Here is a 14222-nt window from a genome sequence, read left to right on the forward strand (position 1 = left end):
ACGTTGCAGAAGTGAAAGAGGGTTGTCGCAGCTCAAGGTTTCGGCAGTGGCTTGTCACGAACGCGCGGGCCGCCCTTTTGCCGCGCGGGTAGTCGGAACAGATACTCGGCCTCGACGAGGGAGGTGAGCGGCGGCTTGGCCGATTTGGGATTCGCGCATCGCCAGCGATGAGAGTCCACGGCGGCCAGCAGCGCATCGTCCAACCTTTTATAGCCGCTGGACGACTGGATGTGCGCGGACGTGAACATCCCAGCGTCGTTGCAAAAGGCTGTGAAGCGAACCCGGCCCTCTTCTTTCAGTCTTACGGACTCAGGGGGATACGGCACTGGAAGGCGCGGTAGGGCAGCGCTGCTGATCTCAACCGGCAACTGCGGCAAGAATTGTCGTTCCCAGAACGGCATCGGCTTTGACGGCGGTGGCGGAGGGGGCGGGATTGGCTGCGGCGGCACCGGGGAGAGGCGGAACGTGTGGCTGTATGACCCCACCGTGGCCTCTCGGCTATCCGCCGGCAGCTGGCAACGCCATTTCCCGCTCTGCGCCGCGGCCAGGGTCGCTTGGTCCAAATCCGCGTGTGAGGAGGAATGGTCGATCGTGATGTCACTCAGCCGGCCGTCGGGTTGGCAGAGGAAGCGCAGGTCGACCCGGCCTTGCTCCCCGGCGGCGCGTGCGGCAGCCGGATAGACCGGCGGCGTCACCGTTTCCAGCTGTACCGCTGCTTCCGGAGGTGGTGGCCGGTTTGGCGTGGGGCGGCTTCCATCGCTCATCTGCAGCTGGAAGCGATACGCTATCTTGGTGCTGCCCCAAATGGCCCGCCGAATGCCGTCTGGCGGGTCGCCGTTGGCGTCATGGATGGCACACCCCCACCGGTGGGCACGGGCGGCGGTCAGCAAGGATTGGTCCAACCGCTCGTGGCCGCTGCTTTCCATGATCACGGCGTCGCTGACGGTGCCGTCGACGTCGCACAATACGATGAAGACGAGGCGTCCTTCCTCCTGCGCGGCAATGGAGTCCGGAGGATAGATGGGTTGCGCGTCGAAGAAGGACTTCGCGTCCAGCTTGACCGGGGAGCCAGCTGGTGATGGCGAGTCCGCAGGGATGGCGTGGGCCTCCATGGTCCAGGCGTCATACATCATGCTGAGAAACAATAGCCTGCCGGTGTGGGCATACCACCTTGCCATGTCTCTCTCCGGGTTGTTGCCAAGACGATGGTTACGGAATTGATGGCGGTCGGCACCATGGTCCTTAGAAAGGCTGGGTGCCCGCTGGCGGGGGTCCCACTGGCGCCTCGGGCGGCACGAAGGCGTGGGCGACGAAGCCCCAGGAGGCCACCGGCGTATGGTCTGCGCCGGTGGTGGTGGGCTGACAGGCGGTGCCCGGAGGCACGGCGTCGGATAGGGCCGCGTCCAGGCGGGGGCTGCCAGCGCTGTTGATGACGCGGGTGGCGGTGACGTGGCTGTCCGCGCCGCAGAGAAAGGCGATGGCCACCGTGCCGGCCTCGCGCTGCGCCAGGGCCGCCGCCGGATAGGCGGGGCGCCTGAAGGCGCCGGGGGCCAGCTTGGCGTCCAGCGCCAGGTTCCACATGACCTGCTGGCTCTTGCTGTCCGTGGGCTCGGGAATGGTCACGCCGGGGTTGGCGGCGCGGGCGGCCGCCACCAGGTCGCGGATGTCCTCGGACGTCAGGTGCAGGCTGGCGGGGGGCGGTGGCGTGCGCAGCTTGAAGTTATAGCGGAACTTGGCCGGGCCGGTGACGACCTCGCCGGTTTGGGCATCGTGGCCGGGGAAGCAGCGCAGGCCAGGCACGACCGACAGCACGGCATTGTCCAGCCGGGCGTAGCCGCTGGGCTCCACCACCTGGGGATCGGTGACGCTTCCGTCCGCCTGGCACTGGACGCTGACGCCCACACGGCCTTCCTCGCCCGCGTGCGCCGACTCTGGCGGATAGTCCGGCTGCTTGAACGAGGCGAGGTCCAGGCGCGGCTTGGCCGGGTCGGGTTGGGCGGTTTGGTCGGCCGCTCCGGCGGCGGCCGGCATCAGAACCAGGCACAAGACGGCGAGCAGGTGTCCGCAACGGCGGTGTTGGATGGTCAAGCGCGTCTCCCCCGTTCACGCATGGCCTTAGCGTTAGAATAAACAGGATCGTGAAGCAACCGGTGGGATGCATGCGCCGCGCCCATGAACGCCCCCTGCACATCCACCCGCATACCCCCCGCTACGCAACCGGGCCTTGCCCTGGCGGCCGGCTTCCCCTATCTCGCAGATGGGCGAGCGTTTATACTCACCGCCCTCATTCACCAGCCGCCTGATCCGGACACGACACCCATGGCCCTCCTGCCCATCCTGACCGTTCCCGACGCCCGCCTGAAGAAGAAGTGCGCGCCCATCGCCAATGTCGACGGCCGCGTGGTGAAGCTGATGGATGACATGCTGGAGACCATGTACAAGGCGCCCGGCATCGGCCTGGCCGCCCCGCAGATCGGCTTGCTGGAGCGCATTATCGTCGTCGACGTGTCCGAGCATAAGGAAGGCGCCAAGGAACCCATCGCCATGGCCAATCCGGAGCTGCTGTGGCTGTCGGATGAGACCTGCGTGCACAACGAGGGCTGCCTTTCCATCCCCGAGATCTACGCCGACGTGGTGCGGCCCAAGCAGATCCGCGTGCGCTACGTCGACCGCGACGGCAGCGTGCAGGAACGCGATTGCGACGACCTGCTGGCCCGCTGCATCCAGCACGAGGTTGATCACCTGAACGGCGTGCTGTTCATCGACCACCTGTCCTCGCTGAAGCGCAACATGATCATGCGCAAGGTGACCAAGGCGGCTCGCTGACGCTGTTCCCTCAGGCGCCGGGCGCGGCCGTCCGGCCGCTTGGCTATCCTCGATTTCCAGTCCGCTACGCTCCCCGGAAATCTCCGGGGCCCGCGGTCGCAGGCCTGGTTCACTTGTTTGGTTGGAGGCAGCCATGACCCGCCTGCGCCTTGCCTTCATGGGCACGCCCGACTTTTCCGTTCCGGTGCTGGACGCCCTGGTCGCGGCCGGGCATCAGGTCGCCTGCGTCTACAGCCAACCGCCCCGCCCGGCCGGGCGCGGGCACAAGGAGCAGCTGACGCCGGTGCACGCGCGGGCCCAGGCGCTGGGCATCCCGGTGCGCACGCCGCGCACCCTGCGCAACGAGGAGGCTCAGGCGGAGTTCCGGGAGCTGAACCTGGATGTCGCGGTGGTGGTCGCCTATGGCCTGATCCTGCCGCAGGCGGTGCTGGACGCGCCGCGCCTGGGCTGCCTCAACATCCACGCCTCGCTGCTGCCCCGCTGGCGCGGCGCCGCGCCCATTCAGCGCGCCATCCTGGCCGGTGACGCCGAGAGCGGCGTCACCATCATGCAGATGGAGGCCGGGCTGGACACCGGCCCCATGCTGCTGGAGGAGCGCATCGCCCTTACCCCGCGCATGACCGCCAGCCAGCTGCACGACGGCCTCTCCGTCCTGGGCGCCCGCCTGATCGTCACGGCGCTGGACCGCCTGGCGGCCGGCGACCTGCCCGCCACGGTGCAGCCGGAGGAGGGCGTGACCTACGCCGCCAAGCTGACCAAGGAGGAAGGGCTGCTGGACTTCACCAAGCCGGCGGCGGATCTGGATCGCCAGGTGCGGGCGCTGACCCCCTGGCCCGGCACCTGGTTCGAGGCGGCCCTTGAGGGTGGTGCGATTGAGAAGATCAAGGTGCTGGCGGCCGAGCCCGTGGCCGGCACCGGCGCCCCCGGCACCCTGCTGGATGCCAACCTGACCGTGGCCTGCGGTGAGGGTGCCTTGCGCCTCACCACCGTGCAGCGCCCGGGCAAGGGCCCCGTCGAGGGGGCGGCCTTCCTGCGCGGCTTCCCGCACGCGGTGGGCAAGCCCATCGCCGCCGTCTGACCCCATGCCGCGCTGGAAACTCACCGTCGAATATGACGGCCGGCCCTACCAGGGCTGGCAGCTGCAGCCGCACGGCCCCTCCGTCCAGGCCTGCCTGGAGGAAGCCATCCGCCGGTTTTCGGGTGAGGTGGTGCGGGTGCATGCCGCCGGCCGCACCGATGCCGGCGTCCACGCCTTGGGCCAGGTCTGCCATTTCGACCTGGAAAAGCCGACCAAGGCCGACACGGTGCGCGACGCCCTGAACTTCCACCTGCGGCCGGAGCCCGTGGCCGTGGTGAGGGCGGAGGCGGTGGATGACGACTTCCACGCCCGCCTGTCGTGCAAGGGCCGCGCCTATCTCTACCGCATCGTCAACCGCCGGGCGCCGCTGGCGCTGGACATCGGCCGCGCCTGGCACGTGCCCACCGTCCTGGACGCCGACGCCATGAACGAAGGCGCCCAGCGCCTGGTGGGCAACCACGACTTCACCAGCTTCCGCGCCAGCATCTGCCAGGCCAAGAGCCCGGTGAAGACGCTGAGCCTGCTGACGGTGAGCCGGGTGGGGGAGGAGATCCACATGGTGGCCCGCGCCCGGTCCTTCCTGCACCACCAGATCCGCAACATGATCGGCACCCTGCGCCTGGTGGGCGAGGGCAAGTGGACGCCCGATGACGTGACCCGGGCGCTGGAGGCCCGCGACCGCGCCGCCGCCGGCCAGACCGCCCCGCCGGATGGGCTGTACTTCACCGAGGCGTGGTATGAGTGAAAGCCCTGCGGGGTGAGGCGGCGCCTCATCCCGCAGTAGGATGCGACCGCGTTCGCCGGAAGTTTCCGGGGCGGAAGTTTCCAGGGAACAGGAAACTAACTGGCAGCCATCAGCGGCCCATGGACCAGGGTGGTCGTCAGGTCGCTGACGACCACGTCCAGCAGCACGAAGCCGGTGGCGGTCAGCCAGCCGCAGCCCAGCACGGCGCGGGTCACGTAGGCCTCGTAGAACAGGCTCCAGAAATAGGTGACCGCCATGATGGCGGCCCCCATGGGCATGGACAGAAGGCCACTGTGCGCCAGCACCGCCAGGGGCAGCGCCACCAGCAGGGCGACGATGCCGCTCCAGTTGAAGGCGGCGATGAAGCGGGGGAATAAGGCGCCGTTACCCTGCAGGTGCAGGATACGCTCCACCATCAGGAAATAGCCGAAGGTACCGATCAGGTAGGCCAGCAGGGTGGCGGGAACGGCCCGTGCCACGGGGATGGTGGCGAGAGCTGTGCCGTCGCCCAGCGGCGTCAGCGGGTGGCCCATCCAACGCTCCACCGTGTCCAGCGCCACCACGCCCGGCAGCAGGGCCAGGAATACCCAGAAGCTGCGCAACGCCCCGGCGCGGTCGGCCGGGAAGCGGGCGGCGGCCGTCTTGTCCAGGAAGACCAGACGAAGGGCGCCGGCCAGGCTGCGGCCCAATTCCCCCATCACGCGGCGGCGCCGTGGGCCGCGAACCAGTCGGCCAGAACGCGGGCGTAGATGTCGGTCAGGCGGGTCAGGTCGTCCACGGCGATGTGCTCATCCACCTTGTGCATGCTGGCGCCCACGCCGCCGAACTCCACCACCGGGCAGTGGTTCTTGATGAAGCGGGCGTCGGAGGTGCCGCCACTGGTGCTCAGCTCCGGCTCCAGCCCTGTGACGGATTGGACCGCTTGCGAAACGATACCGCTCAGCTGCCCCGGCGGCGTCAGGAAGGCGTCGCCGCTGACCGTCACCTTCACGTCCCACGCCCCGCCCACGTCGGCCAGGACGCCGCGCACGTGGGCCTCCAGGCTGGCCGGGCTGTGCAGGTCGTTGAAGCGGATGTTGAACACCGCCGTGCCCTTGGCCGGGATGATGTTGGTGGTGGGGTTGCCCACGTCGATGGTGGTGATCTGCAGGCTGCTGGGTTGGAAGTGCGGCGTGCCCTGGTCCAGCGGCTCCCCCGACAGGCGGGCCAGGGCCTGGGCCAGGCGGGGCAGGGGATTGTCGGCCAGGTGGGGATAGGCCACATGGCCCTGAGCGCCCAGGCTGGTGATGGTGAAGGTGATGCTGCCCCGCCGGCCGATCTTCATCATCTGGCCCAGGCGCTGCGGGTTGGTGGGTTCGCCCACCAGGCAGGCGTCCAGGCCCTCGCCCCGCTCCGCCAGCCAGCCCAGCACCTTGCGGGTGCCATTGATGGACGGGCCTTCCTCATCCCCGGTGATCAGCAGGCTGAGGCTGCCCACCATGGGCAGTCCGGCGGCCTTGTGCCGGGCCACGGCGGCGACGAAGGCGGCGATGGCCCCCTTCATGTCCGATGCCCCCCGGCCGAACAGCCGGCCGTCGATGATGTCCCCGGCAAAGGGCGCCACCGTCCACGCCGCCTCATCCCCCACCGGCACCACGTCGGTGTGGCCGGCGAAGCAGAAGTTGGGGCCGGCGTCGCCCAGCCGGGCGTACAGGTTCTCCACCGGCGCCGTCCCTTCTTCCGTGAAGGGCAGGCGGTGGCAGGTGAAGCCCAGGGCGCCCAGCACCCCTTCCAGCACGCCCAGGGCGCCGGCGTCGGCCGGCGTGACGCTGGCGCAACGGATCAGCGCCTGGGTCAGCGCCACCGGGTCGGTGGCGTCCAGCGGCGTGGAAAGGGGGCTGGCGGCCATGGGGATCAGTCCCGCAGCAGGTCGTTGATCGAGGTCTTGGCCCGGGTCTGCTCATCCACGCGCTTGACGATGACGGCGCAGTACAGGCTGGGGCCCGGGCTGCCATCGGGCAGGGGCTTGCCGGGCATGCTGCCGGGCACGACGACGGAGTAGGCGGGCACGCGGCCGATAAAGACCTCACCGGTGGCGCGGTCGATGATCTTGGTGCTGGCGCCGATGTAGACGCCCATGGACAGGACGGCGCCCTCCTCGACCACCACGCCCTCGACCACCTCGGACCGGGCGCCGATGAAGCAGTTGTCCTCGATGATCACCGGGCCGGCCTGCAGCGGCTCCAGCACGCCGCCGATGCCGACACCGCCCGACAGGTGGACGTTGGCACCGATCTGGGCGCAGGAGCCGACCGTGGCCCAGGTGTCGACCATGGTGCCCTTGCCCACGCGGGCGCCGATGTTGACGAAGCTGGGCATCAGCACCACGCCGGGGGCGATGTAGGCGCTGCGGCGCACGATGGCGCCGGGCACGGCGCGGAAGCCGGCGGCGCGGAAGCGGGCGTCGTCCCAGCCTTCAAACTTGGTGGGCACCTTGTCGAACCAGGTGCTGCCCCCCGGCGCGCCGGGCATCGGCGCGCTGTCCGTCAGGCGGAAGGACAGCAGAACGGCCTTCTTCAGCCACTGGTTCACCACCCAGGAGCCGTCCACCTTTTCCGCCACCCGCAGGTCACCCCGGTCCAGGGCCGACAGCGCCTCGTTCACTGCGTCGCGGGTGGCGCCGGTGGTGCTGGCGTTCAGGGTGTCGCGGGTTTCCCACGCTTGCTCGATATGGCTCTGCAGGTCGGTGAAAGCGGTCATGGGGCGTCGTCCGGATGGCGCCTGGTCGGCGGCTTTGGGGGCGGAGGTGTCCGATTAAGCGGGGGGACAATGGCGGGGGGCTTCGACCCCTGTCAACGCCCCCGGCGGCAGGCCAGACCCTACTTTAGCAGCCTCTCCCGGACATATTCTTGCGTGGGCGGGCCTACTTGGGACCGGCCAGGTCAGCCACCACCTGGGCCAGCCAGGCGGGCACGTCGGTGATGCGGTGCTGCACATAGGGCAACGCCGCGGGCGGCGCGTCGGGGTTGGGCAGGGAAAAGGGCGAGTCCGTCTCCACCAGCACGGTGGCCATCCCCAGTGCCCGGGCCGGTTCCAGGTTGCGGGCGATGTCCTCCACCATCACGGCGCGGGTGGGGTCGATGCCGTGGCGCTGGATCAGCGTGGCGTAGGGGGCGGGGGTCGGTTTGGGGGTGAAGTCGGCGGCCACGATATCGAACACGGCGTGGAACTGGTCGGCCACGCCCAGGCGCCGCATCACGTTCTCCGCATGGCCGGCCGAGCCGTTGGTGTAGATGATCTTGCGCCCCGGCAAGGCCGCCAGGCTTTCCGCCATGGCCGGCTGCGGCAGAATGGCGCTGACGTCGATGTCGTGGACATAGTCCAGAAAGGGCTCCGGCTGCACCCCATGGTTCAGCATCAGGCCGCGCAGGCTGGTGCCGTACTGCCGGAAATAGTCCTTCTGCAGGCGCTTGGCCGCGTCGGCGTCCAGCCCCAGGGCCTCGGCGATATAGGCGCCGATGCGCACGTCGACCTGGGCGAACAGGTTGCACGCCGCCGGATACAGCGTGTTGTCCAGGTCGAAGATCCAGGTGTCGACATGGGCGAAGGGGCTGCCCATGGGCGCATGGTCGGCGGGGGTGACGGTCAGGGGCGCGGCGGTGTCGGTCATCATGGCCCCCACCATGGGCCCGCCGGCCGTTCCGGGCAAGCCGCGACTGACCACCGGCGGGGCCCGCACCCTATCCTGACGCGGCACGGGGTGCCCGTCCGGGCCAGTTGCCGCCATCCGGGGAGTAAGCTACTCCTTTGGGGAGGCAGGCTTGCCGGTCCAGGTATTTGAGCCCAAGGACTTGGCGGGCGCGGGCGGCTGTTGGGCGCGCGAGGCGGGGGCATGGGTTCCGATTTGATCGATGGCCAGGCGTTGCTGACGGGGTGGGCCGGTCCCGGGCTGGCGGTCGATGCCGAGGGCCGGGTCACCGCCGCCAATCCGATGGGCGCCCAGTTGCTGCTGCGTGACGACGGCTGGCTGGATCTGCTGTCGCGCTGGGTGGCGGATGGCGGCGTGCTGCAGCCCGGCACCCACTCCAGCCCCCTGCCGGACCAGGAGGTGGTGGAATGGACGCCGCTGTCGCTGCCCCCTGACGGGGCGGGCCGCGCGCAGTACCTGCTGCTGGGGCGCATGGCCACCCTGGAACGCCGCCTGCGCCAGGCGCTGACGGAGTCGCGCCAGCGCTATAAGGACCTGGTGGAAATCTCCAGCGACTTCGCCTGGGAAACCGGGCCGGACGGGCGTTTCGCCTTCGTCTCACCCGCCGGAGCCATCGGCTATCGGCCGGACGACCTGGTGGGGCGCCACCCCAACGACTTCCTGTTGCCGGAGTTCGACGACGGCCTGTCGCCGTTCGAGGCGCGGGACGCCATCGAGCGGGTGGAGGTCTGGCTGCGCGCGGCGGATGGCCGCCCCGCCTGCCTCATCTCCTCCGCCCTGCCGCTGACGGGGCCGGACGGGCAATGGGTCGGGGCCCGCGGCGCTTGCCGCGACATCACCGACGCCCGGCTGCGCGCCATGGAACTGGCCCAGGTGCGCCTGCGCGAGCGCTACCTGGGCTACATCGTCTCCTCCACCCGTGACGACGTCGACCCCGCCCGCACGCTGGAGATCGCGGCCGGCGTGGCGGTGAACGCCACCGGCGCCGCCGGCTCCGCCCTGCGCGCCCGGGTCGAGGGGGCGGACAGCTACGTCCCCGTGGGCGTGGCGGAAAACATTCCGGCGGAGCTGGAGGCGACGCTGGCCGAGTTGCCCCACCGGGCGGCGGAAAGCGAGGGGCCGGTGACGGTCACCGCCGCCGGTTATGACGTGCTGGCCGCCCGCACCCTGTTCCGCCATGAGGTCAACGGCGCCGTCCTGGTATGGCGGCCCACACCCGAAACGGTTCCCGACAATGGGCCTGGGGTGGGCGCGAAAGAGGGTGGCTGGTCGGCCGACGATTTGTCCATGGCCCGCACCATCGCCGACCATGTCGGCGCCGCCATCGCCCAGGCCCGCTACCAGGAACGGCTGAAAACCCTGTCGGAGCGCGACGGCCTGACCGGCCTGTACAACCGCCGCACGGTCATGGAACTGCTGGGCCAGCGCCTGGGCGCCAAGACCGGTGGCGCCTCGGCCCTGCTGTATTTCGACCTGGACAACTTCAAGGCGGTGAATGACCTGCGGGGGCACACCGCCGGGGACGACGTGCTGCGCGCCGTGGGCGATTTGCTGCGCCGCATGGCGCGGCCGGGCGACCTGGCGGGGCGCCTGGGCGGCGATGAATTCGTGCTGTGGGTCGACCGCGTGGACGAGGCCCAGGCCCTGTCGGTGGCCGACCGCCTGCTGCGCGAGGCTGCGGAATTCCTGCGCCCCCTGTCGGCCGGCCCGGAGAAGCCGCTGGGCGTCTCCATCGGCGTGGCCGTCCACCTGGGCGGGGGAGGCGAGCCGGTGCAAAGCCTGGTGGACCGCGGCGACCAGGGCATGTACGCCGCCAAACGTCTGGGCAAGGGCCATCGCTGCCTGTCGCCCGCCTATAGTGACGACACCGGGAAAGAGGGTCCCGGGGAAAAGGACGAGTGATGGGCGGACTGGACTACGATACCGCCAAGAAGCTGGCCACCGGCGACGCGGCCGACCGGCGTTTCGTCGCCTCGCGCGCCGAGACCCAGCCGGAAATCCTGTACCTGCTGGCGACCGACAAAAGCGCCGAGGTGCGGCGGGAGATCGCGCTGAACAGTTCCACGCCCCGCCAGGCGGACATGATGCTGTCCACCGACGTGGACGAGGGCGTGCGCAGCGGCCTGGCCTCCAAGATCGCGGCCCTGGTGCCCACGCTGTCCGCCGACCGGGTGGGGCAGATCGAGCGCATGACCCTGCAGATCCTGGAGACGTTGGCCCGCGACCGGGCGGTGGCGGTGCGCGGCGTCATGGTGGCGGCGCTGAAGGACATGCCCAACGCCCCGCCCACGGTCATCCAGCAGCTGGCCCGCGACCTGGATGCCTCCATCTCCGGTCCCGTCCTGCGCCACTCCCCCATCCTGACCGACGACGACCTGCTGGAGATCATCGCCGGGGCGCCGGAGGATGAGCGGCTGTGCGCCATCGCCGAGCGTGCCGACGTCAGCGTCGCCGTGTCCGACGCCATCGTGCAGACGGAGCGCGAGGCGGCGGTGGCCAGCCTCTTGGGCAACGCCAGCGCCCAGATCCGGGAAGAGACGCTGGACCGCATCCTGGATCTCGCACCCAAGCATGAGCCCTGGCACGCCCCCCTGGTGCGCCGCCCCCACCTGCCGCCGGCGGCGGCCGCGCGCATCGCCGGCTTCGTCACCGACAGCCTGGTCAAGGTGCTGGAAAGCCGCAGCGACTTGCCGGCGGAAACCCGCCAGGCGATCACCCAGGCCGTGCGCCAGCGCCTGCCCGCCGCCAAGGCGGGCAACGCGACCGGCAACGGGCTGGTGGATGAGGAGGAAGCCCCCAAGGAGCGCCCGGCCGACCGGGCCCGGCGCCTGCACAAGGAAAAGAAGCTGACGGAGGATACGGTGACCATGGCCCTGGGCCAAGGCGACCGCGGCTTCGTCATGGCCTCGCTGGCGCTGCTGTCCGGCCTGCCCCTGCCCATCGTGGAAAAGATCATCGCCGGCCAGAGCCCGCGCGGCGTCACCGCCCTGTGCTGGAAGGCAAAGCTGACCATGCGCGCCGCCCGCCAGGTGCAGATGCGCCTGGCCCAGATCCCCCCGTCCAATGTGCTGAACGCCCGCGAGGGTACCAAATACCCCATGACGGACGACGAGATGAAGTGGCAGCTGGAATTTTTTGGGGTTGAGTGATCGGCTAGCTGCGCTGACTGCGAGCGTTGGCGGTTTCGACCAAGAATAACGCCATGCTGCCAGCAAGGTTTATAGCGAGCGCAGCATGTCGAGGAGCTACCTTGAATCGCTTCCTACCTGGATCATGCGCATCACCGATCTTATTACGTAGTGCGCCGAGTCCTTCAACGACGCTCGAGACGCTTCCTAAGATACGCCGGAACACTTCTTCTGAGTGTTGAGATGGCGCGATATTCAGCCGTTCTGATGCGAACTTGTAAAGCTTAGGCAGATCGTCATTCGGGCTGTACAGAGCGGCACCCGTGTCATCCTCCAGTATGTGCTTGCATACACTTTCTAGAAGCGTCCTCGCGGAGGTAACTGCTCCACTAGGGTCAGTTTCGCGCCTCGATAGTGCCTTCTGCCATGCGTCAGTAACGCCTTGAGCGTCAAAACTGATGAGCGTGTCTGAAATTAGGAAATCCGCAGGAGACGCACCGGATTCCAAATAGTTGATTAGGCTTACGAACTGATCGCGGACGAATTGGCGGCGTGGCGCCCACTGGCCGGAATGAGATTTCAGGAATGCCCACATAGATCCCGTGTCGTGGGCTGACCGTACGAATTGAGGAACTAAAGTTTTTGTTGTTGGGTCATTCATAAATTCTAGACGAAGGACCCGATAAACCTCGTCGACCATTTTCCCCTGCCCTTCGCATAGAGAGATGAGGCCATTGCGCAAGGCCATGGCCCTCTCAAGCCTTTCCAAAGGCAGCTCCGCGACAGGGTTGCGGCGAGGAGAGTCAAAGATGTCAGAGCTCATCCGTTGATTGTATGCAACGGCAGAGCTTTATCCACAGGCGAGGGGGCGGAATTCTGAGCCGCTGCCTATTCAAAATGCAAAACGCCGGGCGGATCACTCCACCCGGCGTTTCACGCTTCAAGGACCGTGGGGGCGCTTACTTGTGGCCGATGAGTGTGCCGGCGCCGCCCTCGGTGAAGATTTCCATGAGGATGGCGTGGGGCACGCGGCCGTCCAGGATGACGGCGGCATCGACGCCCTTTTCCACCGCCTGCACGCAGGTCTCGATCTTGGGGATCATGCCGCCGCTGGCGGTGCCGTCGGCGATCAGGGTCTTGGCCTGTTCCACCGACAGCTCGGGGATCAGGGCCTTGTCCTTGTTCAGCACGCCGGCCACGTCGGTCAGCAGCAGCAGGCGCTTGGCGTTCATGGCGGCGGCCACGGCGCCAGCGGCGGTGTCGGCGTTGATGTTGAAGGTCTCACCATGCGGGCCGAAGCCGATGGGGGCGATGACCGGGATCAGGCCGGCGTCCTGGATGCGGCGGATCATGCCCGGGTTGACGTTGAAGGGGTCACCCACGAAGCCCAGGTCCAGCACCCGCTCGATGTTGCTGTCGGGGTCGCGCTTGGTGCGCAGCACCTTGCGGGCCTCGATCAGGTTGCCGTCCTTGCCCGACAGGCCAATGGCCTGGCCGCCCTGGTCGTTGATCAGCTGCACCAGCTGCTTGTTGATGGAGCCGGACAGCACCATCTCGACGATCTCGACCGTCTCCTTGTCGGTGACGCGCAGGCCGTCGATGAATTCCGATTTGATCTTCAGCCGGTCCAGCATCTGGCCGATCTGCGGCCCGCCGCCGTGCACCACGATGGGGTTGATGCCCACCTGCTTCAGCAGGACGATGTCACGGGCGAACATCTCGCCCAGGCGCTCGTCGCCCATGGCGTGGCCGCCATACTTCACGACGAAGGTCTGGCCGGCGTAGCGGCGCATGTAGGGCAGCGCTTCCGACAGGGTCAGGGCCTTGCCCAGCCACTCCTCACGGGAGGCGGCCAGGGAGGAGGAAGCGGCGGTGGCAGCGGTCATCGGCTCGGGATCCGTGTCACGGGAATGGAAGGGCGGTTCGTATCTATACCCGACCCGGCCCTGGGGCAATCCCCCGTTACGGCCGGTGCGGCGATGGGAACCAGCATAGCGGTGCCGGCCGTCCGTGCGTGTTACGGATTGGCTAAAGCCGCCAGGCTGGCCCGCAGTTCCGGCACGCCCTGGCCCGTCTCGCTGCTGGTGAACAGCACCTCGGGATGGGCGGCGGGGTGCTTCTTGATCGCGGCCTGGGTGGCGGCGTGCACGTGGTTCAATGCCTGGCGCGTCAGCTTGTCGGTCTTGGTCAGAACCACCTGGTAGACGACGGCGGCATTGTCCAGCATGCCCATGACCTCCATGTCGATGGGCTTGAAGCCGTGGCGGCTGTCGATCAGCAGGCAGCAGCGACGCAGGGTCACCCGGCCCTTCAGATAGGCGCGCACGAACTCGTTCCACGCCTCCACCTTGTCCTTGCTTTCCTTGGCGTAGCCGTAGCCCGGCATGTCCACCAGCGACAGCCGGTCGCCCAGGTCGAAGAAGTTCAGCTGCTGGGTCCGGCCCGGCGTGTGAGAGGTGCGGGCCAGGGTCTTGCGGCCGGTCAGGGCGTTCACCAGGCTGGACTTGCCCACGTTGGACCGGCCGGCGAAGGCCACTTCCGGCAAGCCCTGCGGCGGCAGGTTGTCCTTGGCCGAAGCACCCCACTTGAACTCGCACTCCTTGGCGAACAGCAGGCGTCCCTGCTCCAGCGCCTCGGGCGAGATGGGGGTCAGGGCGGGCAGGGGGGGCAGCTGGATGGCCATGGGCCGTACTCTCTCACGATCTGGAAATGGCGCGGGGGCATGGAACCTTGTCCCATGCCCCCGGCCGTATGAAA

14 protein-coding genes are annotated in these 14222 nt (G+C 68.5%); 5 read left to right on the plus strand and 9 right to left on the minus strand.

Going from position 1 to position 14222, the window contains the following annotated elements; genetic code table 11:
* Positions 1-32: 32 nt before the first annotated feature.
* Positions 33-1178 (minus strand): TonB family protein, encoded by a 1146-nt coding sequence (locus tag P5F91_RS09215; RefSeq protein WP_277907060.1) that lies wholly within the window; start codon positions 1176-1178, stop codon positions 33-35.
* 64 nt (positions 1179-1242) lie between these two features.
* Entirely contained in the window at positions 1243-2088 is an 846-nt protein-coding gene (locus tag P5F91_RS09220; protein ID WP_145610564.1) for a TonB family protein, read from the minus strand.
* Between the two features lie 231 nt (positions 2089-2319).
* Between P5F91_RS09220 and def the strand changes: the two genes are divergently transcribed.
* The 3 genes from def to truA all read left to right on the plus strand — a co-directional run bounded on the left by def (position 2320) and on the right by truA (position 4649).
* Positions 2320-2826 (plus strand): peptide deformylase, encoded by a 507-nt coding sequence (gene def, locus P5F91_RS09225; RefSeq protein WP_145610563.1) that lies wholly within the window; start codon positions 2320-2322, stop codon positions 2824-2826.
* Positions 2827-2959: 133 nt separating this feature from the next.
* The gene (fmt, locus tag P5F91_RS09230; RefSeq protein ID WP_145610562.1) at positions 2960-3904 is read left to right on the plus strand and encodes a methionyl-tRNA formyltransferase; all 945 of its coding nucleotides are present in this window, start codon (positions 2960-2962) and stop codon (positions 3902-3904) included.
* A gap of 4 nt (positions 3905-3908) precedes the next feature.
* Positions 3909-4649, plus strand: a complete 741-nt coding sequence (gene truA, locus P5F91_RS09235) for a tRNA pseudouridine(38-40) synthase TruA (RefSeq protein WP_277907061.1) — start codon at positions 3909-3911, stop codon at positions 4647-4649.
* Between the two features lie 95 nt (positions 4650-4744).
* Here the strand turns inward: truA and P5F91_RS09240 are convergent, their stop codons facing one another.
* From P5F91_RS09240 to P5F91_RS09255, 4 genes are all read right to left on the minus strand, one after another.
* Positions 4745-5350: a hypothetical protein gene (locus P5F91_RS09240; protein ID WP_277907063.1), complete on the minus strand. Its 606-nt coding sequence runs from the start codon at positions 5348-5350 to the stop codon at positions 4745-4747.
* A complete protein-coding gene (gene dapE, locus P5F91_RS09245; protein ID WP_277907064.1) occupies positions 5347-6537 on the minus strand; it encodes a succinyl-diaminopimelate desuccinylase in 1191 nt (396 codons plus the stop codon). Before dapE ends, P5F91_RS09240 begins: the two co-directional genes overlap by 4 nt.
* A 5-nt stretch (positions 6538-6542) precedes the next feature.
* Positions 6543-7388: a 2,3,4,5-tetrahydropyridine-2,6-dicarboxylate N-succinyltransferase gene (gene dapD / locus P5F91_RS09250; protein WP_277907065.1), complete on the minus strand. Its 846-nt coding sequence runs from the start codon at positions 7386-7388 to the stop codon at positions 6543-6545.
* A 163-nt stretch (positions 7389-7551) separates the two neighbouring features.
* On the minus strand, positions 7552-8301 hold the full coding sequence (locus P5F91_RS09255; RefSeq protein WP_145610557.1) for a pyrimidine 5'-nucleotidase: 750 nt from the start codon (positions 8299-8301) through the stop codon (positions 7552-7554).
* A gap of 219 nt (positions 8302-8520) precedes the next feature.
* Between P5F91_RS09255 and P5F91_RS09260 the strand changes: the two genes are divergently transcribed.
* Complete coding sequence (locus P5F91_RS09260; RefSeq protein ID WP_277907066.1) at positions 8521-10239, plus strand: sensor domain-containing diguanylate cyclase; 1719 nt, start codon at positions 8521-8523, stop codon at positions 10237-10239.
* Entirely contained in the window at positions 10239-11486 is a 1248-nt protein-coding gene (locus P5F91_RS09265) for a DUF2336 domain-containing protein (protein WP_145610555.1), read from the plus strand. Before P5F91_RS09260 ends, P5F91_RS09265 begins: the two co-directional genes overlap by 1 nt.
* A gap of 4 nt (positions 11487-11490) precedes the next feature.
* On the opposite strand, the gene P5F91_RS09270 is transcribed toward P5F91_RS09265, so the two are convergent.
* The 3 genes from P5F91_RS09270 to yihA form a co-directional block, all read right to left on the minus strand.
* Positions 11491-12288 carry an abortive infection family protein gene (locus P5F91_RS09270; protein WP_277907068.1) on the minus strand — a complete coding sequence of 266 codons (798 nt, stop codon included), beginning with the start codon at positions 12286-12288 and terminating at the stop codon, positions 11491-11493.
* A 136-nt stretch (positions 12289-12424) separates the two neighbouring features.
* Positions 12425-13351, minus strand: a complete 927-nt coding sequence (gene argB / locus P5F91_RS09275; RefSeq protein ID WP_277907069.1) for an acetylglutamate kinase — start codon at positions 13349-13351, stop codon at positions 12425-12427.
* Between the two features lie 131 nt (positions 13352-13482).
* Positions 13483-14148 carry a ribosome biogenesis GTP-binding protein YihA/YsxC gene (yihA, locus tag P5F91_RS09280; protein ID WP_145610552.1) on the minus strand — a complete coding sequence of 222 codons (666 nt, stop codon included), beginning with the start codon at positions 14146-14148 and terminating at the stop codon, positions 13483-13485.
* Positions 14149-14222: the final 74 nt, after the last annotated feature.

It is taken from the genome of Nitrospirillum amazonense, from assembly GCF_029594735.1.
GTDB lineage: Bacteria > Pseudomonadota > Alphaproteobacteria > Azospirillales > Azospirillaceae > Nitrospirillum > Nitrospirillum amazonense.